18 protein-coding genes and 7 pseudogenes are annotated in these 21,500 nt (G+C 69.3%); 20 read left to right on the top strand and 5 right to left on the bottom strand.

Features of this window, described 5'->3' with window-relative positions; genetic code table 11:
- Positions 1-319 precede the first annotated feature (319 nt).
- Genes JNW87_RS11940 through JNW87_RS11925 form a run of 4 tightly spaced genes read left to right on the top strand, consistent with a single transcriptional unit; the run spans position 320 to position 2,155 of the window.
- Positions 320-622 (top strand): transposase, encoded by a 303-nt coding sequence (locus JNW87_RS11940; protein ID WP_161557926.1) that lies wholly within the window; start codon positions 320-322, stop codon positions 620-622.
- Complete coding sequence (locus JNW87_RS11935; RefSeq protein WP_146231179.1) at positions 619-1,266, top strand: IS3 family transposase; 648 nt, start codon at positions 619-621, stop codon at positions 1,264-1,266. Before JNW87_RS11940 ends, JNW87_RS11935 begins: the two co-directional genes overlap by 4 nt.
- A complete protein-coding gene (locus JNW87_RS11930; RefSeq protein WP_236648167.1) occupies positions 1,164-1,430 on the top strand; it encodes a transposase in 267 nt (88 codons plus the stop codon). The genes JNW87_RS11935 and JNW87_RS11930 overlap by 103 nt, the downstream gene beginning before the upstream one ends.
- On the top strand, positions 1,427-2,155 hold the full coding sequence (locus JNW87_RS11925) for an IS3 family transposase (protein ID WP_109803505.1): 729 nt from the start codon (positions 1,427-1,429) through the stop codon (positions 2,153-2,155). Before JNW87_RS11930 ends, JNW87_RS11925 begins: the two co-directional genes overlap by 4 nt.
- On the opposite strand, the gene JNW87_RS11920 is transcribed toward JNW87_RS11925, so the two are convergent.
- Positions 2,052-3,452 (bottom strand): IS30 family transposase, encoded by a 1,401-nt coding sequence (locus JNW87_RS11920; protein WP_109803506.1) that lies wholly within the window; start codon positions 3,450-3,452, stop codon positions 2,052-2,054. The two genes, JNW87_RS11925 and JNW87_RS11920, sit on opposite strands and share 104 nt — an antisense overlap.
- A 49-nt stretch (positions 3,453-3,501) precedes the next feature.
- Between JNW87_RS11920 and JNW87_RS11915 the strand changes: the two are divergent.
- The 3 genes and pseudogenes from JNW87_RS11915 to JNW87_RS11910 all read left to right on the top strand — a co-directional run.
- Positions 3,502-3,807 (top strand): annotated as a pseudogene (locus tag JNW87_RS11915) (integrase core domain-containing protein); the annotation flags it as partial.
- A 233-nt stretch (positions 3,808-4,040) separates the two neighbouring features.
- Positions 4,041-4,517 (top strand): annotated as a pseudogene (locus JNW87_RS41485) (hypothetical protein); the annotation flags it as partial.
- Entirely contained in the window at positions 4,517-4,942 is a 426-nt protein-coding gene (locus tag JNW87_RS11910; protein WP_109803509.1) for a VOC family protein, read from the top strand. The pseudogene JNW87_RS41485 and the gene JNW87_RS11910, both read left to right, overlap by 1 nt.
- A gap of 262 nt (positions 4,943-5,204) precedes the next feature.
- Here the strand turns inward: JNW87_RS11910 and JNW87_RS11905 are convergent, their stop codons facing one another.
- Together JNW87_RS11905 and JNW87_RS11900 are read right to left on the bottom strand one after the other, a co-directional pair.
- A complete protein-coding gene (locus JNW87_RS11905) occupies positions 5,205-5,507 on the bottom strand; it encodes a UTRA domain-containing protein (RefSeq protein WP_238453675.1) in 303 nt (100 codons plus the stop codon).
- A 206-nt stretch (positions 5,508-5,713) separates the two neighbouring features.
- Positions 5,714-5,941: pseudogene (locus tag JNW87_RS11900) on the bottom strand (GntR family transcriptional regulator); the annotation flags it as partial.
- Positions 5,942-6,095: 154 nt separating this feature from the next.
- Between JNW87_RS11900 and JNW87_RS11895 the strand changes: the two are divergent.
- The 11 genes and pseudogenes from JNW87_RS11895 to JNW87_RS11840 all read left to right on the top strand — a co-directional run bounded on the left by JNW87_RS11895 (position 6,096) and on the right by JNW87_RS11840 (position 17,851).
- Positions 6,096-7,118 carry a Gfo/Idh/MocA family oxidoreductase gene (locus JNW87_RS11895; RefSeq protein WP_309233942.1) on the top strand — a complete coding sequence of 341 codons (1,023 nt, stop codon included), beginning with the start codon at positions 6,096-6,098 and terminating at the stop codon, positions 7,116-7,118.
- A pseudogene (locus JNW87_RS41480) lies at positions 7,115-7,882 on the top strand (sugar phosphate isomerase/epimerase family protein); the annotation flags it as partial. The gene JNW87_RS11895 and the pseudogene JNW87_RS41480, both read left to right, overlap by 4 nt.
- Positions 7,883-8,093: 211 nt before the next feature.
- Positions 8,094-9,067: pseudogene (gene iolC / locus JNW87_RS11885) on the top strand (5-dehydro-2-deoxygluconokinase).
- A 2-nt stretch (positions 9,068-9,069) separates the two neighbouring features.
- Positions 9,070-9,954 (top strand): aldolase, encoded by an 885-nt coding sequence (locus JNW87_RS11875; RefSeq protein ID WP_236648168.1) that lies wholly within the window; start codon positions 9,070-9,072, stop codon positions 9,952-9,954.
- On the top strand, positions 9,951-10,868 hold the full coding sequence (gene iolB, locus JNW87_RS11870) for a 5-deoxy-glucuronate isomerase (protein WP_109803515.1): 918 nt from the start codon (positions 9,951-9,953) through the stop codon (positions 10,866-10,868). Before JNW87_RS11875 ends, iolB begins: the two co-directional genes overlap by 4 nt.
- Complete coding sequence (gene iolD / locus JNW87_RS11865; protein WP_109803516.1) at positions 10,865-12,811, top strand: 3D-(3,5/4)-trihydroxycyclohexane-1,2-dione acylhydrolase (decyclizing); 1,947 nt, start codon at positions 10,865-10,867, stop codon at positions 12,809-12,811. The genes iolB and iolD overlap by 4 nt, the downstream gene beginning before the upstream one ends.
- On the top strand, positions 12,808-13,704 hold the full coding sequence (locus JNW87_RS11860; RefSeq protein ID WP_109803517.1) for a TIM barrel protein: 897 nt from the start codon (positions 12,808-12,810) through the stop codon (positions 13,702-13,704). Before iolD ends, JNW87_RS11860 begins: the two co-directional genes overlap by 4 nt.
- A 111-nt stretch (positions 13,705-13,815) precedes the next feature.
- On the top strand, positions 13,816-14,826 hold the full coding sequence (locus JNW87_RS11855) for a sugar ABC transporter substrate-binding protein (RefSeq protein WP_238453671.1): 1,011 nt from the start codon (positions 13,816-13,818) through the stop codon (positions 14,824-14,826).
- A 6-nt stretch (positions 14,827-14,832) separates the two neighbouring features.
- The gene (locus tag JNW87_RS11850) at positions 14,833-15,888 is read left to right on the top strand and encodes an ABC transporter permease (RefSeq protein ID WP_109803519.1); all 1,056 of its coding nucleotides are present in this window, start codon (positions 14,833-14,835) and stop codon (positions 15,886-15,888) included.
- Entirely contained in the window at positions 15,885-16,823 is a 939-nt protein-coding gene (locus JNW87_RS11845; protein WP_109803520.1) for an ATP-binding cassette domain-containing protein, read from the top strand. The genes JNW87_RS11850 and JNW87_RS11845 overlap by 4 nt, the downstream gene beginning before the upstream one ends.
- The gene (locus tag JNW87_RS11840; RefSeq protein WP_109803521.1) at positions 16,820-17,851 is read left to right on the top strand and encodes a Gfo/Idh/MocA family protein; all 1,032 of its coding nucleotides are present in this window, start codon (positions 16,820-16,822) and stop codon (positions 17,849-17,851) included. The genes JNW87_RS11845 and JNW87_RS11840 overlap by 4 nt, the downstream gene beginning before the upstream one ends.
- A gap of 73 nt (positions 17,852-17,924) precedes the next feature.
- Here the strand turns inward: JNW87_RS11840 and JNW87_RS11835 are convergent, their stop codons facing one another.
- A complete protein-coding gene (locus JNW87_RS11835; RefSeq protein WP_161557927.1) occupies positions 17,925-18,146 on the bottom strand; it encodes a hypothetical protein in 222 nt (73 codons plus the stop codon).
- A 112-nt stretch (positions 18,147-18,258) separates the two neighbouring features.
- Here JNW87_RS11835 and mmsA point away from each other — a divergent pair.
- A pseudogene (mmsA, locus tag JNW87_RS11830) lies at positions 18,259-19,377 on the top strand (CoA-acylating methylmalonate-semialdehyde dehydrogenase); the annotation flags it as partial.
- 27 nt (positions 19,378-19,404) lie between these two features.
- Here mmsA and JNW87_RS11825 read toward each other — a convergent pair.
- A complete protein-coding gene (locus JNW87_RS11825) occupies positions 19,405-20,502 on the bottom strand; it encodes an integrase core domain-containing protein (protein ID WP_109803522.1) in 1,098 nt (365 codons plus the stop codon).
- Positions 20,503-20,898: 396 nt separating this feature from the next.
- Here JNW87_RS11825 and JNW87_RS11820 point away from each other — a divergent pair.
- Positions 20,899-21,500 (top strand): annotated as a pseudogene (locus tag JNW87_RS11820) (hypothetical protein); the annotation flags it as partial.

Genomic DNA, 21,500 nt, shown 5'->3' with positions numbered 1-21,500 from the left:
GGCGAGCGCCTCGCTGCGGACACGGCCAAGCCGGTGTTGGGGTCGCGCCTCTGGCCGGCGCTCAGCAAGGGCATCAACTAACACCCGCTGAGAGAGTTGACCCTGGTTGGTGAAGCCGGCTGAGGTGCGGCGAGCAAGGCTGTGGGCATTCGGAGTGCTCGACCAGCGCATAAGGGGACCCCAGCGGGTGGCCGCTGGGGTCCTGCTTGCTGGGCTGTTTGTCATTCGCGCCTACGGAACTGGGCCTGACCCGCTTTGACGGACATCTGAGATCAGGAGCCTGGTGGGCTCCGGGAGGATGTCCAGCATCATGGAGAGCATGGGGAAGAAGCGGCCTCGGCCTCGCCGGTCTGCCACGCCGGAGTTCAAGGCGGAGATCGTGGAGTTGTGCCGGCGTGGGGACCGCACGGTCGGGCAGGTGTCGAAGGATTTCGACCTGACCGAGACCGCCGTGCGGGAGTGGGTGAAGCAGGCTGAGCTCGACGCCGGGACGCGCAGTGACGGGTTGACCAGCGACGAGCGGGAGGAGTTGGCGCAGCTGCGGCGGGAGAACCGCCGGCTGCGCGAGGATGTCGAGATCCTCAAGCGGGCAACGGCTTTCTTCGCGAAGGAGACCCGGTGAACGTGTACCCGTTCATCGAGGCGGAGCAGGTCGGCCGGCGCAACGTCAAGCGTGCGTGCGAGCTGTTGAAGGTCTCCCGGTCCGCCTACTATCAGCACACCCGTGGCGAGCAGTCGCAGCGCGAGCGCGTCGACCAGGCGCTGACCGAGCAGATCACCGCGGTGCATCAGGTGTCGAAGGGCACTTACGGCGCGCCACGAGTGCATGCCGAACTCGCCGCGCGAGGGCACCGGCACGGCCGTAAACGCGTGGCCCGGCTGATGCGTGCCGTCGGGATCCGCGGCAAGTGCCCGCGCCGATGGCGCACCACCACCGTTGCGGATCCGGCCGCCGAGGCGCGTCCTGACCTGGTCAACCGTGACTTCGGCACCGACCCGGCCGCGATCGACACCCGCTGGTGCGGTGACATCACCTACATCAACACGTGGGAGGGCTGGTTGTTCCGCACCGGGTTTGATGGAGACATCGAAACCCGGGAGGAACACCAGCGATGCCCGCACCAAAGAAGTACAACGATGAGCTGCGTGAGCGTGCGACGCGGTTGGCCGTCGAGGCCCGTCGGGATCCGGCGTCCGCGGTCGGGGCGATCCGGCGGATCGCTGGTCAGCTCGGGGTTCATCCGGAGGCGTTGCGCACGTGGGTGAAGAAGGCCGAGACCGACGGCGGTGACCGGCCGGGCACCACCAGCAGCGACGCGGAACGCCTCGCCGCGTTGGAACGGGAGGTGCGTGAGCTGCGGCGGGCGAACCAGATCCTGAAGTCCGCGGCGTCTTTCTTCGCGGCGGAGTTGGACCGTCCGTCGCGATGAAGGTCGAGTTCGTCGACTCCCAGCGGGAGCGACACGGTGTCCAGCCGGTCCTGCAGGCGCTCGAAGACACGCCGGCACAGATCGCACCGTCGACCTACTACGCCGCCAAGACCCGTCCCGCCAGCGCCCGCTCGCGACGCGATGAGGAGCTGACCGCGGTGATCGAGCGGATCCACGCGGAGAACTACGGCGTCTACGGGGCCCGCAAGATCTGGCACGAGCTGCACCGCCGTGGTGTTCGGGTGGCCCGGTGCACCGTCGAGCGGCTGATGCGTGAGTCCGGGCTGCGTGGGCTGCTGCGCGACAAGTCACCGCGCACGACCCGGCCGGCGGCCGAGACCAGCCGCCCTGCTGACCTGGTCAAACGGGACTTCACCGCAGCCGGCCCGAACCAGCTGTGGGTCGCCGACCTGACCTACGTGCGCACCAGCGTGGGCTGGGTGTACGCCGCGTTCGTCCTCGACGTGCACTCCCGCATGATCGTCGGCTGGCAGGTGTCCACGTCGCTCTACACCGACCTGGCTCTCGACGCGTTGAAGATGGCGATCTGGCGCCGCGAGAATCAAGGCGCTGACCTGGGCGGACTCGTTCATCATTCCGACCGGGGAGTCCAGGGCGGATTCAACCGGTGGTCGCAACACCGGGTTGCTGGAGCGATCGTAGGTGTTCGTCAAGGACTTCGGCTGGGGTCTTCCAGCCGAGAGTTTTCGGGGGCCGGCTGTTGAGCGCATGGGCGACGGCGTTGATCTCGTCGGCGCTCCATCGAGACAGGTCGGTGCCTTTCGGAAAGTACTGCCGCAGCAGCCCGTTGGTGTTCTCGTTGGTGCCGCGTTGCCAGGGGCTGTGCGGGTCGGCGAAGAACACCGGGACGCCGGTCTCGACCGTGAAGCGTGCGTGCGCAGACAACTCCTTGCCGCGGTCCCACGTCAGCGACCGGCGCAGCTGCTCGGGCAGTTGAGTGATCGTCTCGGCGAGGGCTTTGCTCATCGTGATCGCCCCATAGCCGGCGAGAGCAGGACCGTTCTTCGTCCGCGGGATCACACCCCAGCCGGCCTCACGAGGCAGGTGGACCAGCATCGTGAACCTCGTGGTCCGCTCGACCAGTGTCCCGATCGCGGAGCGCTGCAACCCGATGATCAGATCCCCTTCCCAGTGCCCGGGGACGGCACGGTCGGTGACTTCAGCGGGCCGTTCACTGATCAGCGTGTCACTCGTGACGTGCGCCCATGCGCGTTGCTTCGCGTGGGCTCGGGGAACGCGAAGCGCCCGACCGGTCCGCAAGCAGGCGACGAGCTCGCGCTTGAGGGCGCCACGGCTCTGGACATAGAGCGCCTGGTAGATCGCCTCATGGCTGATGCGCATGGACTCATCCTCCGGGAACTCGGCCCTGAGCCTGCGGGAGATCTGCTCCGGGCTCCACCCGGTCGTCCATGCCCGATCGGCCCGGTGGGGTTTGTTCCGGCCCTTCCACTGCGGGCCCTGCGGGCCGGTGACCGGCCGGCCATCCGCTGTCTGGATCGCACCCGCAAGCCGCTGCTGGACGTACTGCCGGAGCCGCTCATTGGCCAGCAGCTTCGCTGTCTTCGGCCGCCGGGCTCGACGTTCCGCATGCCACTGCGCGGTCGAAGCCTTGTAGTCCAACCGGTACGTCCTGGTCGAGGCGTTGCGCCGCAACTCCCGCGAGATCGTCGACGGGTCTCGGCCGAGCCGGCGTGCGATCTCCCGAACGCCCAGGCCCTGCGCCCGCGACAGCGCGATGTCCTCTCGTTCGCTGAACGACAAATAGCGGCCCGACACCGTCGGCGGCAACGCAGGATTCACGCCGCCAGCGTGCCGGAACCAGCGGAACCCCACCGGCGAGGACACGCCAGCCGCCGCGGCCGCGTCCTCGGTCATCACACCCGATCGGATCGCAGCCCAGAACTTGACCCGGTCCTCACGCCACGCCACCGTCGGCCGTCCCGGCGAGGGGATTTGACCCCGATACTCCCGAACCTGCTTCTGCCTCGGCCCACTGCCCATCGCTCCACCTCTCTCCGACAAGGTGTTGCGACGACCGGTTGAATCCGCCCAGTATCGAGCGATTCGCTACAGCCAGCGGCTGGCCGAGGCTGGCGGCGTCGCCTCCGTCGGGTCCAAGGGCGACTCGTACGACAACGCGATGGCCGAGGCGTTCAACTCCCTGTACAAGGCCGAACTCGTGCGCAACAAGGGCCCGTGGCGCGGACTCGACGACCTGGAGATGGCCACCGTCGAATACATCGACTGGTACAACAACCGCCGCTTGCACGGCGAGCTCGGGCACATCCCACCCGCCGAACACGAGGCACTACACGCGATGACCCAGCCGGTCACCGCACCCCTGAAAACCAGCTAACCAACTCTCCATCAAACCCGGGGCTTGACAGCTGGTACAACACCCGCCGCCGGCACTCCAGCCTCGGCTACCTCAGCCCCGCCGAGTATGAAGCCGGCGCGATTAACCCGCTACCAGCCAGCAAGGTAGCGTGAGATCAACCCACCGACCCTGTCCGTCGAAACGGGTCAAGCCCAGATCACACCACATCGGGGTGCCCTTCCGGGCAACGGGACGCATGGGTAGAGCGCACGTCTGCGGCACCTCAGGAGGTGACGGTGCGGGTGCTGCTTGGCCCCCGCACCGACTGGTTCACCGCGACGCGCCCCGGGATCCTCGCCACCGGTCGCTGCGTGGTCACCACGTTGCGCAGCCGGGTCGGGATTCGGCTGGACGGCTCCGCCCTGCTCCGCCGGATTTCGGCGGAACGGCGTAGCGAGGGCGTCGTCCTCGGTGCCGTACAGGTCCCGGCCGCCGGCACGCCGGTGATCTTCCTCGCCGACCATCCCGCCATGGGCGGCTATTCGGTGATCGGGGTGGTGCACCCGGATGACCTGCCGCTGGCGCCTAGGCCCGGGCACACCGGTGCGGTTCAGCCTTGTGCATTCCGGTTCCACCCTGTGTATAAGGAAGGGCCACGCCTCACTGTGGTTGGGGGAGGGCCGCTGCTACACCCTCCAAGCAAGGGGAGCGTCCGAACGGGCGCGCCGGTTACGAGAAGGAGCAGATGATGACGACCCGTCCCGGGTTCCACCTCGCGATTCCGGTTGATGATCTGGCGCGGGCCCGCGCCTTCTACGGCGGCGTACTCGGGCTCGCCGAGGGGCGCTCGGCCGACGCCTGGGTCGACTGGAACTTCTACGGCCACCAGGTGGTGACCCACGTCGTACCGGCGGCGCGGGAGGCTGACGCGGGCCGCAACCCCGTCGACGGGCACGACGTACCGGTGCCGCACTTCGGACTCATCCTGTCGATCGACGACTTCCACACCCTGGCGGACCGGATTCGCGCCGCCGGCACCGAGTTCGTCATCGAGCCGTACCTGCGGTTCGCCCGCGAGCCGGGGGAGCAGTGGACGATGTTCCTCCGCGATCCAGCCGGCAATGCCATGGAGTTCAAGGCGTTCCGGGACGAGTCGCAGATCTTCGCCAAATAGTGGCGGGTCTGCGGAGACGCCGACCGCGGGCAGGTCGACGTCCTAAGTGCTCACCTGGCCGGGAAGGCGACGAGCTGCCTGACCTGCGGTGATATGGGCGAGTGACCGGGGGTGATCCCGAGAGAAGGCAGAAGCGGTCGGGCTGCGCTGCTCCCTGTAAGGCTGGAAGCATCCTGTCCGGAAAACCGGGGGAGGCTCAGTGCTTGTAGATCATCGCTGCCTAGGGGCGGCCGGTCGACCCGGCCATGGGCGTCGTCCCGCGTCACCGCTCGTCGATCATGACCTCGATGCTGTAGTCCTGAGCTCGGTAGCAGTGGTCGCCGTACTCCACCGGGTTGCCTGCCGAGTCGAACGCGCTGCGCGTCATGGTGAGCACGGGCTCGGACGGCTTCAGCCCAAGGTGCCGCCGTTCGGCCGCGATCGGCGTGCGTGCCCCGATCGTCTGGTGCGCGACGACCGGCCGCACGCCACGATCGCGTAGCAGGGCGTACAGGCCCTGCGCCTCGAGCTGCTCCCGGGTGATGTCGGCGCACGACGGTGGTAGCCAGTTGCGCAGGATGGCCAGCGGGCGGTTGTCGGAGAACCGCAGGCGGACGATCGAGAGCAGTTCGGCGTCGGCGGCAGATCGAGCGCCGCCGCCACGCGCTTGTCCCGCACCAGTTCATGCTGGAGAACGGTGGTCGTGGGTCGGCCCGCGTCGCGCTTGAGGTCGTCGTAGAGGCTGGTGAGTTCGGCGCGCCGGTGCACCTTGCGGTTGGCGACCGTGGTGCCGAGTCCGCGCCGGCGCAGCAGCAGGCCCTGGCTGACCAGTTCCTGGATGGCCCGACGCACCGTCGGCCGTGACAGGTTGAGTCGCTCGGCAAGCGCGATCTCGTTCTCGAATGGATCGCCGGGCTGCAGCTGACCACTGCGGATCGCGGCGCAGAGCTGCTCCGCGAGCTGGTGGTACAGGGGCACCGGAGAGGACCGGTCGATCGTCACGCCCAATCGGATGGCCATGGCCGGCACTCTACTCCGAAAGCCGAGTTTGACGTTACGTGAAGATGTCAGGACAAAGTCTTGACGAGACATTGACGTTACGGGCACGCTACATCCCACGGCCAGCGGCGGGAACCAGCTGCCCGCAACGGCAGCCACCGAAGTCGTGGATTGGATGATTCATATGCGCATCGGGCTCGCGGGTGTGGGGAGGATCGGGGTCTTCCATGCCCGGACCCTGGTAGGCCTCGACTTTGTCGACGAGCTCGTGGTGACCGACAGCAACGTGGAGGCTGCCCGGGCCCTCGCCGAGGAGCTCGGTGTGGAGGTGGTCGCGGATTCCGAGGCGCTGCTCGCCTCGGGCGTCGACGGTTTCGTGATCGCGACGGCCACCCCCGGGCACGCCCCGCTGCTGTGGCAGGGGATCGCCGCCGGGGTGCCGACCTTCTGCGAGAAGCCCGTCGCGGCCACCCTCGACGAGACCATCGCGCTGACCGACCTCGTCGCGGCCAGCGGAGTGCCGGTGCACATCGGCTTCCAGCGACGCTTCGACGTCGGCTACCAGCGTGCGCGGCGCGCGGTGGAGTCCGGCGAGCTGGGTTTCATTCACACCATCCGGGCCAACACCCACGACCAGTCGCCGCCGCACCCGTCATACATCCCGACCTCCGGCGGGATCTTCCGCGACTGCAACGTGCACGACTTTGACATTCTCCGGTTCGTCACCGGGCAGGAGGTGGCCTCCGTCTATGCGACGGGTGCGAACAAGGGGGCCGACTTCTTCTCCGAGGCCGGGGACGTGGACACCGGCGCCGCCCTGCTGACTCTGGACGACGGGACGATTGTCCTCGTCTCTGCGACCCGCTACAACGGCGGCGGCCACGACGTGCGCATGGAGGTGTTCGGCGAGAAGGGCACGCTCGCGGTCGGGCTGGACCACTCGCTGGCGATGGGGTCCGCCGAGGAGGGGGTCGACTTTCCCCGGGGCCCCCGGAAGTGGTCCTTCATGGAGCGCTTTCTTCCGGCGTACCAGGCCGAGCTCACCGCCTTCGCGGACGTCGCCCGCGGCGAGCGGCCCTCGCCCTGCACGGTCCGTGACGCACTCGAGGCCTTCCGTGTCGCTGAGGCCTGCGAGCTGTCCCGGGCGGAGCGCCGGCCCGTCGCGCTCTCCGAGATCAAGGGAAATCTGAGGCCATGACCGCTGTCAGCGCGGAACCCACGCCGCCAGCAGCCGGCCGCAGCCCGGTGTCCGACCGCATCGCCGGGGCGCCTATCTCGTGGGGCGTCTGCGAGGTTCCTGGCTGGAGCTACCAGCTGGAACCTGCCGTCGTGCTGCGCCAGATGCGCGAACTCGGTCTGGCCGCCACCGAGTTCGGACCGGAGGGCTTCCTGCCTGACGAGCCCGCGGCCAAAGCCGCGACCCTGGGCGGGTACGGCCTGAAGGCGGTGGGGCAGTTCGTCCCCGTCGTCCTGCACGACCCGGGCCACGACCCGCTACCGGAGGTCGAACGCGCGATGGCCGGTCTGGTCGCAGCCGGCGCATCTACGGTGGTCATCGCCGCTGCAACGGGTCAGGAGGGCTACGACGAGCGCCCGGTCCTCGACGAGTCCGGCTGGTCGACCCTCCTGGGCAACCTTGACCGCATCACCGAGGCCGCATCCGCCCGCGGACTCGTCTCCACCCTGCACCCGCATGTCGGCACGATGGTCGAGAGCGGCGAGGAGACCGCCCGGGTGCTCGCCGGGAGCCGCATCGGCCTGTGCCTCGACACCGGGCACCTGCACATCGGCGGCGGCGACCCGGTCGCGGTGGCGCAGCAGAACCCGAGGCGGATCGCGCACGCCCATCTCAAGGACGTCCGGATCGGCTGGGCCCGGCGCGTGCAGTCCGGCGAGGTGAGCTACACCGAAGCCGTGGCCGGTGGCATGTACGTCCCGCTCGGTCAGGGTGACGTCGATGTCAAGGCGATCGTGACGGCCCTTGAGGACAGCGGGTACGCGGGATGGTACGTCCTCGAGCAGGACTGCATCCTGGCCGGCGCGCCGGCACCGGGTCCGCGGGACCGGACCCGGTGGCCGACGTACGGGCGAGCATCGAGCACCTGCTCGCCGTGGCTGGCGAACCGGCCGTGGCGGGACCCGTGGCGGGACCGAGCGCGGCGGAGGCCTGACGATGGTGGCGGCCGCAGGCGACACGGCGGGGTACGACCTGGTGACGATGGGTCGGTGCGGGGTGGACATCTACCCGCTCGACCACGGTGTGGGCCTCGAGGACGTCAAGCGCTTCGAGAAGTTTCTGGGCGGGAGCGCCACCAACGTAGCCGTGGCCGCGGCGCGGCACGGACGGCGGGCGGCGCTCATCACGCGTACCGGCCGCGATCCGTTCGGTCGCTACATCCACCGCGAGCTGCGTGACTTCGGCGTCGACGACGGGTTCGTCGCCGAGGTCGACGGCCTCCCGACGCCGGTCACCTTCTGCGAGATCTTCCCCCCGGACGACTTCCCGCTGTACTTCTACCGCTATCCGATCGCCCCGGACCTGATGATCGAGGCGGAGGAACTCCCGCTAGACGCGATCCGCGCGGCCCGGGTCTTCTGGGCCACCGTCACCGGGCTGTCCCAGGAGCCGTCGCGCTCAGCGCACCTCGCCGCGTGGCAGGCCCGCGGCCGCCGGTCGCACACCGTCCTCGACCTCGACTACCGGCCGATGTTCTGGCCGCACCCGGCCGAGGCCGGCGGCCAGGTCGCCAAGGCACTGGAGCACGTCACCGTCGCGGTCGGAAACCGCGAGGAATGCGAGGTCGCGGTCGGCGAGACCGAACCTCAGCGCGCGGCGGACGCCCTGCTCGAGCGCGGGGTGGAGCTCGCCATCGTCAAGCAGGGCCCCAAGGGAGTCCTGGCCGCGACGCCGACGAGCGCGTCGAAGTACCGCCGTTCCCCGTGACGGTCGTCAACGGCCTCGGCGCGGGTGACGCCTTCGGCGGTGCGCTGGTCCACGGCCTGCTCAACGGGTGGGGGCTGCGCCGCATCCTGCGGTTCGCCAACGTGGCCGGGGCCATCGTCGCTTCCCGGCTCGAGTGCTCCAGTGCCATGCCGACCACGGCCGAGGTCGAGGCCGTCCTAGCCGCCAGGGGACAGGAGGGGTGATCGTGACGACCACCATCGCCGATCTGACCGAGATCCGAGTGCGCGAGCCGCAGCGGATCGCCGACAGCTGGGCCGCCCGCCGGCGTCGGCAGCTCGTCGGCGTTGACGGCAGGCTGCTCATCGTGGCCGCGGACCACCCGGCCCGCGGCGCGCTGGGTGTGCGCGACGCCCGTCAGGCCATGGCCTCGCGCAGCGAGCTGCTGGAGCGCCTGGTCACCGCGCTGTCCCGGCCTGGCGTCGACGGCGTTCTCGGCACGCCCGACATCCTCGACGACCTGCTCCTCATGGGGGCGTTGGAGGACAAGGTCGCCATCGGGTCGATGAACCGAGGCGGTCTGCAGGGCGCGGTTTTCGAGCTCGACGACCGGTTCACCGCGTACACGGCCGACGAGATCGCGGCCCGGGGGCTGGAGGGCGGCAAGATGCTGACCCGGATCTGCCTCGGCGATCCGGGTACGGCAGCCACGTTGCAGGCGAGCGCCCGCGCGATCACCGAGCTCGCGGCCCACGGCGTCATGGCGATGGTGGAGCCGTTCCTCTCGGTTCGGGAGACCGGCCGGGTGCGTAACCTCCTCGACCCCGACTCGGCCATCACGTCGATCCACATCGCTGCGGGTCTGGGGGCCACCAGCCAGCACACCTGGCTGAAACTGCCCGTGGTCGACGACCTGGAGCGCGTCATGGACGCCACCACGCTGCCGACGCTTCTGCTCGGCGGTGACCCGACACGCAACCCGGACGACACGTACGCCGCGTGGGGCAAGGCGCTCGTCCTGCCGGCCGTGCGCGGCCTGGTCGTCGGGCGGACGCTGCTCTTCCCGCCGGACGGTGACGTGGCCACCGCCGTCGACATCGCTTCGGGACTCGTGCACCGGGGCCGGCGATGAGCGACAACGGACGCTGGGTGTATCCCTTCGGCAGCTCCGGCGACGGCGACTTCCAGGTGTCCATCACCGACGACCTCTGCGGGTGGAAGCACACCAGCCTACGGGTGGCGACGCTGGCATCGGCCGTTCAGGTGAGCCTTGACCTCGGCGACAGCGAGGTCATCGTCGTGCCCCTTCAGGGCAGCTTCGATGTCACGGCGGTCGACCACGCGGGAGAGCGCCACGAGGCCAGGCTCGCCGGACGGACCAGCGTCTTCGCCGGTGCGACCGACGTGGCGTACGTCCCGCGCGGCGCCAGCCTCACGGTGCGCAACGCCGGCGAAGACCCGGCCAACGTGGCCCTCTGCGGCGCGAAGGCGACGAAGCAGAGGCTGCCGCTGCCGTTCCGTCACGTGGCTGCCGCCGACGTCCCCGTCGAACTGCGCGGCGCCGGCATGGCCTCGCGCGAGGTGCGCAACTTCGGCGTCCCGCAGGTCCTCGACGCCGACTCGATCATCGCGTGTGAGGTCATCACGCCGGCCGGCAACTGGAGCTCCTATCCGCCCCACAAGCACGATGAGGAGCGCGACGGGGTGGAGACCGAGCTGGAGGAGATCTACTACTTCGAGGTCCGGGCGGAGTCCCCGGCCGACGGGGCCGACCCCCTCGGCTACCAGCGCGTATACGGCACCCGAGAGCGGCCGCTGGACGTCTTCGCCGAGGTCCGCTCGGGCGATGTCGTCCTGGTACCGCACGGCTGGCACGGCCCCGCGATGGCCCCGCCCGGTTACGACCTCTACTACCTGAACGTCATGGCCGGCCCCGGCGCGACCAGGGCCTGGCTCATCTGCGACGACCCCGCCCACACCTGGGTGCGGGACTCGTGGGCCCGGCAGGATGTCGACCCGAGACTGCCGATCGGAGGACCCCGATGACCGCCGGCGCCGACAACGTACGCCTGACCGTGGGACAGGCCGTCGTGCGCTTCCTGGCCAGCCAGTGGAGCGAGCGCGACGGCCAGCGCCAGAAGCTGTTCGCCGGGTGCTTCGGCATCTTCGGTCACGGCAACGTCGCGGGCGTGGGCCAGGCCCTGCTCCAGAACGAGCTGACCGAGAAGGAGGAGCGCCTGCCCTGCGTGCTGGCCCGCAACGAGCAGGCCATGGTTCACACCGCGGTGGCCTACGCACGCCAGAAGGACCGCCTCCAGACGTGGGCGTGCACCGCGTCAGTCGGCCCCGGCTCGACGAACATGCTCACGGGAGCCGCCCTGGCCACCGTGAACCGTCTGCCGGTGCTGCTGCTGCCCTCCGGCACGTTCGCCACCCGGGTGTCCGGGCCGGTGCTGCAGGAGCTCGAGGCGCCCAACGCCGCGGACGTCACCGTCAACGACGCCTTCCGCCCGCTGTCGCGCTTCTTCGACCGGGTCAACCGGCCGGAGCAGCTGTCCTCGGCCCTGCTCGGCGCCATGCGTGTCCTCACCGACCCGGTGGAGACGGGGGCGGCGACCATCGCGCTACCGCAGGACGTGCAGGCGGAGGCGTTCGAGTGGCCGGTCGACCTGTTCGCGCCGCGGATCTGGCGGATCGCCCGGCCGGTTCCGGAGGCCGTCGACGTCGCGGACGCGGCCACGCTGATCCGCTCGGCGCAGCGGCCGCTCATCGTCGCCGGTGGCGGGGTGCACTACTCCGGCGCGGAGCAGGCGCTGCGCGTGTTCTGCGAGGCCACCGGCATCCCGGCCGGGGAGACTCAGGCCGGCAAGGGCGCGCTGCCGCACGGTCATCCGCAGGCAATGGGCGCGATCGGCTCGACGGGCACGACGGCCGCCAATGCGCTGGCTCGGGAGGCCGACGTCGTCATCGGCATTGGCACCCGCTACAGCGACTTCACCACCGCTTCGCGCACCGCCTTCCAGGATCCGGGCATCCGCTTTGTCAACATCAACATCGCCCGGTTCGACGCCGGCAAGCACGCGGGCCTGCCGGTCGTGGCGGACGCCCGCGAGGCCGTCACCGCCCTCACCGCGGCCCTCGAGGGGTATGCCGTGGACCCGGCGTACCGGGACCGGCAGGTAAGGCTGTTCCGCGACTGGGACGCGCGGGTGGAGGCCGCCTACCACCCGCCCGCCGAGGTCACCGACGCGCTCGCCGCCGGCGTCCTCACCCAGGGCACGGTGCTCGGCTGCGTCAACGAACTGTCCGACCCGAGGGACGTCGTCGTCTGCGCCGCCGGCTCCATGCCCGGCGATCTGCACAAGCTGTGGCGGGTCCGGGACCGCAAGGCCTACCACGTCGAGTACGGCTACTCCTGCATGGGCTACGAGATCCCTGGCGGTATCGGGGTGCGGCTGGCCGACCCCGACCGGGACGTCTTCGTCATGGTGGGCGACGGCTCCTATCTGATGATGCCAACGGAGCTGGTCACGGCGGTGCAGGAACGGGTCAAGGTGATCGTCGTCCTGGTCCAGAACCACGGTTTCCACTCCATCGGCTCACTGTCGGAGTCCCTCGGCTCACAGCGGTTCGGCACCAGGTACCGCTTCCGCAACGACGCCACGGGCCGGCTGGACGGCGGGAAGCTGCCGATCGACCTCGCCGCCAATGCCCGCAGCCTCGGCGCGACGGTCATGGAGGTGCGCAGTCGCGGGGAACTCGAGCAGGCGATCAAGGATGCCAAGGCCGCCCCGGCGGACGGCGGCCCTGTCGTCATCCATGTGGAGACCGACCCCACCGTTTACGCCCCCGACAGCGGGTCGTGGTGGGATGTCCCGGTCAGCCAGGTCAGCGACCTTGACACCACCCAGCGCGCCCACGCTACGTACGCCGGGCACAAGGCCACGCAGCGCCCACTGCTGGCGCCGACCGAGAGGACGAACCTATGAGCGGGCCAGCCATGATCGCCAGCGCCCCCGACAGCTGGGGCGTGTGGTTCCCCGACGACCCCCGACAGACTCCCTGGGAGCGTTTTCTGGACGAGGTCGCCGCGGCCGGCTACACCCGCATCGAGCTGGGGCCGTACGGCTACCTGCCCACCGACCCGTCCCGCCTGCGTGACGAGCTCGACAAGCGGGGGCTGACCGTGACGGCCGGCACCATCTTCGAGCACCTGCATCGGGCCGACTCGTGGGACACCACGTGGAAGGACGTCTCCGCGGCGGCCATGCTGACCGCGGCCATGGGCGCCCGGCACCTTGTGGTCATCCCGGAGTTCTGGCGCGACCCGCAGACCGGGACGGTCCTCGAGGACGCGCTACTGACCGACGAGCAGTGGGTGGCGTACGCCGCGCAGATGAACCGGCTCGCGCGGCGCATCCGCGAGGAGTTTGGCCTGCAGATCCAGTTCCACCCCCACGCGGACACCCACGTGGACACGCACGAGAACGTGGAGCGGTTCCTCCACGAGACGGACCCCGACCTGGTGAGCCTGTGCCTGGACACGGGGCATATCTCCTACTGCGGCGGGGACAATCTCAAGCTCATCGGCGACCATCCCGAGCGGATCGGGTACGTGCACCTCAAGCAGGTCGACCCCGCTGTCGTCGCCGCCGCGCACGAGCAGGGCATCGGCTTCGGCGAGGCCGTGCGGATGGGCGCCATGTGCGAGCCACCGACGGGCATCCCCGACATGCCCCCCATCCTCGACGCCCTGGCGAACCTCGACGCGGACATCTTCGCCATCGTCGAGCAGGACATGTACCCGTGCCCCGCCGACAGACCCCTGCCCATTGCGACGCGGACCCTGACGTACCTGCAGTCCTGCGGCCCGCTGCGCTGACCGGCTCCCGCCCGGGAGCAGCTGATGACTCTGTCAAGCCACCGACGATCCCCCAACAGGCGGTACCACCGCCTGACCCGTCCCCCGACATCCGTCCCGACGACGTGGCGGATGAAGAAAGGCAGAAACGACATGATCCGTAGATCCCGCATATTCCTGCTCGCGGCCGGCGCCGTGACCGCTCTCGCCCTGGCGGCGTGCAGCTCCAGCGGAGGCAAGCAGACCACCGAGGGTGACGCCGGCAAGGCCGGCACCGCCAGCACCCCGAGGATGACCGTCGCCTTCATCACCCACGCGGCCCCGGGCGATACCTTCTGGGACCTGGTCCGCAAGGGTGCCGAGGACGCGGCGAAGAAGGACAACGTCGACCTGCAGTACCAGTCCGACCCGGACGGCGCGAACCAGGCCAACCTCGTGCAGTCCGCGATCGACAAGAAGGTCGACGGAATCGCGGTGACCCTGGCCAAGCCGGATGCCATGAAGGCCAACGTGCAGAAGGCCGCTCAGGCCGGGGTCCCGGTCGTCGCCCTCAACGGCGGCATCGACGCGTGGAAGAGCATGGGCGTGCTGGGCTACTTCGGCCAGGACGAGAGGATCGCCGGTCAGGCGGCCGGCCAGCGGCTCACGAAGGACGGCGCCAAGAAGGCGCTCTGTGTCATCCAGGAGCAGGGCCACGTTGGCCTCGAGGCCCGGTGTGACGGGGCGAAGGACGGGTTCCCGAACACCGAGAAGATCTACGTCACTGGCACCGACATGCCGAGCGTCCAGGCGGCGATCACCTCGAAGCTCCAGCAGGACAAGAGCATCGACCGCGTGCTGACCCTCGGCGCGCCGTTCGCGCTGACCGCCGTCAAGTCGGTCAAGGACGCCAACAGCTCGGCAAAGGTCGTCACCTTCGACACCAACAAGGACCTCGTGGCCGCGATCAAGGGCGGCCAGGTCGAGTGGGCGGTCGACCAGCAGCCCTACCTGCAGGGCTACCTCGCGGTCGACAGCCTGTGGCTCTACAAGACCAACGGCAACACCATCGGCGGTGGCCAGGCGACCCTGACCGGTCCCGCGTTCATCGACAACACCAACGTCGCCGCTGTCGAGAAGTTCGCAAGCAACGGCACGAGGTGAGTTGACATGACTGCTACGGCCACGGAGCCGAGCAGGGGGTTGGCGGCCCGGGACGACCGGGTCGCCACCCGCCCCCTGGCGGCACGGCTGCTGAGCCGCCCTGAGGTCGGGTCACTCATCGCCGCGATCGTGATCTTCCTGCTGTTCATGGCGGTCGCGGAGCCCTTCCGCAACGTCGCCAACGTCGGAACGATCCTCTACGGGGCCTCGACCATCGGCATCATGGCCGTCCCCGTGGCGCTGCTCATGATCGGCGGGGAGTTCGACCTCTCCGCCGGCGTCGCGGTGACCACCTCCGGGCTCTCCGCGTCCCTGCTCGCCTGGAACTTCGGGCTCAACGTCTGGGTCGGCATCCTGCTGGCGCTGGTCGTCTCCGTCGCGATCGGCGCGTTCAACGGGTGGCTGCTGCTCAAGACCGGACTGCCGAGCTTCCTGGTCACGCTCGGCACCTTTTTCATCCTGCAGGGCGTCAACCTCGGCGTCACGCGGCTGCTCACCGGCAACGTCGCCAGCGCCGACATCAGCGACATGGACGGCTTTGCCAGCGCACAGAAGATCTTCGGGTCCGAGGTGACCCTCGGGCCGGTCAACCTGAAGATCACGGTCCTGTACTGGGTCGTGCTGACCGTCATCGCCGCCTACGTCCTGCTGCGTACTCAGATGGGCAACTGGGTGTTCGCGGTGGGCGGTGACGCCGCCGCGGCGCGCGCCGTCGGCGTACCCGTCCGGGCGACCAAGATCGGCCTCTTCATGGCCGTGGGGTTCTGCGCCTGGCTGTCCGGCATGCACCTGCTGTTCCAGTTCAACACCGTGCAGTCCGGCGAGGGCGTCGGCAAGGAGTTCATCTTCATCATCGCCGCCGTCATCGGCGGCTGCCTGCTCACCGGCGGCTACGGCTCGGTGGTCGGTGCGTCGCTCGGCGCGCTGATCTTCGGCATGACCCAGCTCGGCATCAACTACGCCGGCTGGAACCCCGACTGGTTCAGGACGTTCCTCGGCGTGATGCTGCTGCTGGCGACGCTGGTGAACATGTACGTCAAGAGGAGGGCGGATCTGCGATGAGCACCGCGACCACCGAGCGGCACGACGTCGCCGGTCACTCGAACACCCCCATCCTCGAACTCGAGAACGTGGGCAAGAGCTACGGCAACGTCCACGCCCTGCGCGGTGTCAGCCTCAACGTCCGCCAAGGCGAGGTCACGTGCGTTCTCGGCGACAACGGCGCCGGCAAGTCGACGCTGATCAAGATCATGTCCGGCCTGCACGACCACACCGACGGCACGATGAAGCTCGACGGCGTGGCGCGCCGGTTCGGCTCGCCGCGGGCCGCCCAGGCGAGCGGGATCGCGACCGTCTACCAGGACCTCGCGCTCGCGCCGCTCATGTCGGTGTGGCGGAACTTCTTCCTCGGCAACGAACTCCGCAAGGGGCCGTTGCGCACCCTGGACATCGCCCGGATGAAGCGCATCTGTGAGGACGAACTGGGCAAGATGGAGATCGTCGTCCCCGATCTCGACCGGCCGGTCGCGGGCCTCTCCGGCGGCCAGCGCCAGTGCATCGCGATCGCCAGGGCCATCTACTTCGGGGCGAGGGTGATCATCCTCGACGAGCCGACCGCGGCGCTCGGTGTCAAGCAGTCCGGTGTCGCCCTGCGGTACATCGTCAAGGCTCGCGACGCCGGCCTGGGCGTAATCTTCATCACCCACAATCCGCACCACGCCTACCTCGTCGGCAACCACTTCATCATCCTCAAGCTCGGTCGGGTCGTGCTGGACGCCCATCGCGACGACCTGACCCTCGAACAGCTCACCACGGAGATGGCGGGCGGCCAGGAGCTCGCGGAGCTCAGCCACGAGCTGCGCGGGATCGACCCGGGCAAGGTCATCGAGCCCGGGGAGGTCGAGCACGGTCACGTCGAAGCCCCCGCTCTCAGCCGCGAGGAACTCAAGGCCGTGGAGCGCGAAGAACGCGAAGAAGAGGAAGAGCCGAGGGCATGAGTGCATCGCCCCTGCGGGTCGGAATCATCGGCGTCGGCATGATGGGCGCCGACCACGCCGACCGGCTCGTCCACCGCATCGCCGGAGCGGAGCTGGTCGCGGTCTCCGACCCGGACGCCGCCCGGGCCGCCGACCTGGCCGCGCGCTTCGCCGGCGTACGCACCGTTCTTGACCCGCTCGAACTCATCGCGGACAAGGGCGTCGACGCCGTGCTCATCGCCTCGCCCGGCTTCGTGCACGAGGAGCAGGTTCTCGCCTGCGTCGAGCACGGCAAATACACCCTGTGCGAGAAGCCGTTGACGACGGACAGCGAGTCCTCGCTTCGCGTGGTCGAGGCCGAGCGGAACAAGGCCGGTCGGCCGCTGATCCAGGTCGGCTTCATGCGGCGCTTCGATCCCGAGTACGCCCGGATGAAGCGACTGCTCGACTCCGGTGACCTCGGGCGCATCGTGCTCGTGCACAACACACACCGCAACAAGACGGTCCCGGAGACGTTCCGCTCGGAGATGATCGTCAGCGACTCGCTGGTGCACGAGGTCGACGTGTGCCGCTGGCTCTTCGACGACGAGATCGCCACGATCACCGTCCTCGCGCCGAAGCCGACCGGCAGGGCCGCCGACGGGCTACTCGACCCCCAGGTGGCCATCTTCCAGATGGCCGGCGGCGGCATGGCCACGACCGAGGTCTTCGTCAACTGCCAGGTCGGCTACGAGGTCCGCTGCGAGGCGGTGGCCGAACTCGGCAACGTGACCGTCGGCCTGGGGCAGGACATCTTCGTCCGCAGCGACAACCACTACGGCGGCCACATTCCCGACGACTTCCGCGACCGCTTCGCCCGCGCCTACGACCTGGAGGTCCAGGCCTGGGTCGACGCGTCACGCCGAGGCGAGGTCGTCGGGCCCACCACCTGGGACGGCTACGCCGCCACGGCGGTGTGCACGGCCGGCCTGCAGTCCCTCGCCACCGGCAGGCCGGTCCCGGTCGACCTGGCCGACCGCGCCGAGGTCCTCCGGGGCGCGGCGACGTGAAGCTCGCCCTTGACCCGTACATGTTCCGGCGGGTCCCCCTGTTGGAGCAGCCGGCTCTGGTCGCGGACCTGGGCTACGAGTGGATCGAGCTGTCGCCGCGGGAGGACTTCACCTCCTGCGCTACGTCAACCCGCCCGGCTCCCAGCTGACCGTCCACCAGCACCTCGACATCGGGCAGGGCGACGTCGACTTCGACGAGTCCTTTCTCGGGCCTGGAGTCGATCGGCTTCGACGGCATCGTCACCACCTGTGTCTTCGCCTGGGAGGAGCGGGCCCGAGAGTCCAGCACCTTCATGCGCGACGCCGTCCGCGACCATCTCGGCCGGTGGGTCACACCGTCCACCTTCGAATCCCTAGACCATCCGGCACACGCCGCCCAGCCCGCACGCGGAAGGACCGTGAGCACCGTGAGCACCGAACCCGTCCGCATCACCCGTCTCATCGCGGGTCGCCTCTGGGACCGCACCTCAGAGCGCACCAGCGAGGTCTTCAACCCGGCGTCCGGAGACAAACGGGCCGCCTCGACCTGGCATCCGCGGACCTCGTCGGCGAGGTCGTCACCACGGCCCGAACCGCGTGGGAGGCCTGGGCCAACACGTCGCTGGCCAAGCGCACACAGGTACTCTTCACCTTCCGCGAGCTCCTCAACGCCCGAAAGCATGAGATCGCCGCGCTGATCACCGCCGAGCACGGCAAGGTGCTAGACGACGCGCTCGGCGAGGTGACGCGGGGCCTCGAGGTCGCCGAGTTCGCCTGCGGCATCCCTCAGCTGATGAAGGGCGGGTTCACCGAGAACGCCTCCACCAAGGTGGACGTGTACTCGATCCGGCAGCCGCTGGGCGTCGTCGCCGTGATCTCCCCGTTCAACTTCCCCGCCATGGTTCCGCTGTGGTTCATCCCCATCGCCATCGCCATCGCCTGCGGCAACGCAGTGGTCCTCAAACCCAGCGAGAAGGACCCGTCGGCGGCCGTGGCCGTGGCCCGCCTCTGGACCAATGCCGGTCTTCCCGACGGCGTCATGAATGTTGTGCACGGCGACAAGGAAGCCGTCGATGCGCTGCTGACCCACCCTGACGTCAAGGCCGTCTCGTTCGTCGGCTCCACCCCCGTCGCCCGGTACGTCTACGAGACCGGGACGGCGCACGGCAAGCGGGTACAGGCCCTCGGTGGCGCCAAGAACCACATGCTGGTCCTGCCCGACGCGGATCTCGACCTGGCCGCGGACGCCGCGATCAACGCCGGCTTCGGCTCCGCCGGCGAGCGCTGCATGGCGATCTCGGCCCTCGTCGCGGTGGACAGCATCGCCGATGAGCTTGTCGAGAAGATCAAGGACCGCATGCGCAAGCTGCGCACCGGCGACGGCACCGGCGGATGCGACATGGGGCCACTCGTCACGGGCGCGCACCGCGACAAGGTGGCCGGCTATGTGGAGGCGGGAGTCGGCGCGGGGCGCGACCCTGGCCGTCGACGGCCGCAAGGACGAGTTCGACGGCGGCGACCAGGGGTTCTGGCTAGGCCCGACCCTGCTCTTGCCGAAAACTCGTCCGTGCAGGTCAGGCAGCATGCTCGTACTCGTGGAGGATGCCGCCGAGGCGATCGCGTCTTCGTATTGCGAGGCGGGCTATCTTGTCCGGGTCGGCGATCTGTGTGGGTAACGGGTACAGCGGCCGTGCGTTCGCGATCCCCTGGTGTGGGCGGTGTCCGTTGTAGAACTGTTCCAACTCGCGAAGGGCGTGGAGCAGGTGCCGCTGGTTCCAGATCAGGGTCCGGTCCAGTAGTTCACGGCGGCAGGTCTGTACCCACCGTTCCATGATCGAGTTCATTCTCGGCATCTGGATGCCGCTGAGGACGACGTCGATGTCCGCGTCGGCGAGGATGGCGTCGAACATATCGGGGAACTTGCCATCCCGGTCGCGGACCATGAACCGCGCCCGGGAGCCGTTGTCTTCGAGGTCCATGACGAGGTTCTTCGCCGCCTGTGCCACCCACGCGGTGGTTGGATGCGGGGTGGCGCCCAGGATGTGGATTCGGCGGCTGGCGTGCTCAATCACCGCGAACACGTACATCCGCGCTCCCGCTGGGGTGACTGTCTCCAGGAAGTCACATGCCAGCAGGACGTCCGCCTGGGAGCGCAGGAAGTCGGACCAGGTGCTGCCAGCGCGCTCGGGCGCCGGGTCGATCCCGGCCTCCTTCAAGATCTCCCAGACGGTGGACGCGGCCACCTTCACCCCGAGCACCAGCAGTTCGCCGTGCAGGCGCCGGTCGCCCCAGCTGGGATTCTTCCGCGCCAGGCGCAGCACCAAGGCCCGGACGGAGTGCACAGTGCGCGGCCGACCCGGGCGCTTGGGTCGGGAAACGGCCGCGTGACGGCGGGCGACCAGATCGCAATGCCAGCGCAGCACCGTATCGGGGCGCACCAGCAGCCGCACTCGGCGCAGCGCGTCGCGCGGCAGCCGGTGTAGCAGGGCCGCCAGGAACGCCCGGTCACTCGGGTCGAACCGAACCTTCTCCTTGCCCAGATGGCGTTCCAGCACCGCGATCTGATGGCGCAGGGCAAGAATCTCCACGTCCTTGTCCCGATTGCTCATCGGCAGCAGTCGCAGCACCGCGAACGCGTTCGTCACACCCAAGTACGCCAGTCGCAGCAGCACGGCAGCCCATCATGCCGCATCGATCACCAGCTACGCCCAAGCCCAGCCCCCAGCAACCGGGCCTACATCGCCACAGCGGCCCTCACCAGGGCGGATGGGTTTCGGCAGGGGCGCCGCCGATCTCGTACCGTCGCTGAGCCGCTTCCGCCCACGACGGTCGAAGCTGCCGGGCCATCCACGGGCCAAGGCTCACGTTTGGACGGAAGGGCCGGGGCCGTTGCCCTCGGCGGTTCACTGCCTCGGGCGACCGGGTGCAGAAGTCCTTCGGACCCCGACCTTCCGCGCGGTGAACAGTACGGGCGCCCACTGACACTCGGGCGCCAGTTAAACCGGATTTAATCCGCCAATAAGCGGTCGATTAGCCATAGCCGTTCGCTCAGCGAGGAGGTGCGCGGCGTGCCGATCGACGTGGAGCAGGGCAACCGCCCGGGCTGGTGGATGAGGCGGCTGTTCTTCCAGCTCAACGATCCGTGCTGGCGCCAGCGGCTGTGGAAGCTGCACAACTACTACGCCCGCTCGCCGCCGCTGCCCGAGGGCGCGGAGGCGGCGCGGGAGGCGTTCGAGGCGTTCCAGCGGCACAGCCGCTCCAACTTCGCCGAGCTGGTGGTGTCCGCCGTCAGCGAACGAATGACACCGGTGGGGTTCCGCGCCGCCCGGGACGAGGACGTCACCGGCGACGCCGAGGCGGCCGCGGTGTGGGAGCGCGCGGGCCTGTCGGTGGTGTCCTCGGACACCCACAGCAGGATGCTCTCGCTGCACGACCACGTACAACCGCGCTCCGGTCAGGGTGACGGTCTCGAAGAGGTCGCAGGCGAGCAGGGCGTCGGCTTGGCAGCGGAGGAAGTCGGCCCGGGTGGTGGAGGTGCGCTCGGGCGCCGGGTCGATCCCAGCCTCGTTGTGGATTTCCCACACGGTGGAGGCGGGGGTCTTGATCCCCAGGACGAGCAGTTCGGTGTGGATGCGGCGGTAACCCCAGCTGGGGTTCTCCCGAGCCAGGC

Source organism: Micromonospora sp. ATA51, from assembly GCF_016802855.1.
In the GTDB taxonomy this organism is placed as follows: Bacteria; Actinomycetota; Actinomycetes; order Mycobacteriales; family Micromonosporaceae; genus Micromonospora; species Micromonospora sicca.
The sequence above is the reverse complement of the archived record's forward strand: the minus strand, read 5'-3'. Positions and strand labels throughout refer to the sequence as shown.

Excerpts from the sequence above, each read along its gene's own strand:
- JNW87_RS11925 (WP_109803505.1), top strand. The coding sequence starts at position 1,427 with ATGAAGGTCGAGTTCGTCGACTCCCAGCGGGAGCGACACGGTGTCCAG.
- JNW87_RS11840 (WP_109803521.1), top strand. The coding sequence starts at position 16,820 with ATGAGTGCATCGCCCCTGCGGGTCGGAATCATCGGCGTCGGCATGATG.
- JNW87_RS11855 (WP_238453671.1), top strand. The coding sequence starts at position 13,816 with ATGAAGAAAGGCAGAAACGACATGATCCGTAGATCCCGCATATTCCTG.
- JNW87_RS11850 (WP_109803519.1), top strand. The coding sequence starts at position 14,833 with ATGACTGCTACGGCCACGGAGCCGAGCAGGGGGTTGGCGGCCCGGGAC.
- JNW87_RS11845 (WP_109803520.1), top strand. The coding sequence starts at position 15,885 with ATGAGCACCGCGACCACCGAGCGGCACGACGTCGCCGGTCACTCGAAC.
- JNW87_RS11895 (WP_309233942.1), top strand. The coding sequence starts at position 6,096 with ATGATTCATATGCGCATCGGGCTCGCGGGTGTGGGGAGGATCGGGGTC.
- JNW87_RS11835 (WP_161557927.1), bottom strand. The coding sequence starts at position 18,146 with ATGAAGGTGCTGGACTCTCGGGCCCGCTCCTCCCAGGCGAAGACACAG.
- JNW87_RS11940 (WP_161557926.1), top strand. The coding sequence starts at position 320 with ATGGGGAAGAAGCGGCCTCGGCCTCGCCGGTCTGCCACGCCGGAGTTC.
- JNW87_RS11910 (WP_109803509.1), top strand. The coding sequence starts at position 4,517 with ATGACGACCCGTCCCGGGTTCCACCTCGCGATTCCGGTTGATGATCTG.
- iolB (WP_109803515.1), top strand. The coding sequence starts at position 9,951 with ATGAGCGACAACGGACGCTGGGTGTATCCCTTCGGCAGCTCCGGCGAC.
- iolD (WP_109803516.1), top strand. The coding sequence starts at position 10,865 with ATGACCGCCGGCGCCGACAACGTACGCCTGACCGTGGGACAGGCCGTC.
- JNW87_RS11920 (WP_109803506.1), bottom strand. The coding sequence starts at position 3,452 with ATGGGCAGTGGGCCGAGGCAGAAGCAGGTTCGGGAGTATCGGGGTCAA.
- JNW87_RS11860 (WP_109803517.1), top strand. The coding sequence starts at position 12,808 with ATGAGCGGGCCAGCCATGATCGCCAGCGCCCCCGACAGCTGGGGCGTG.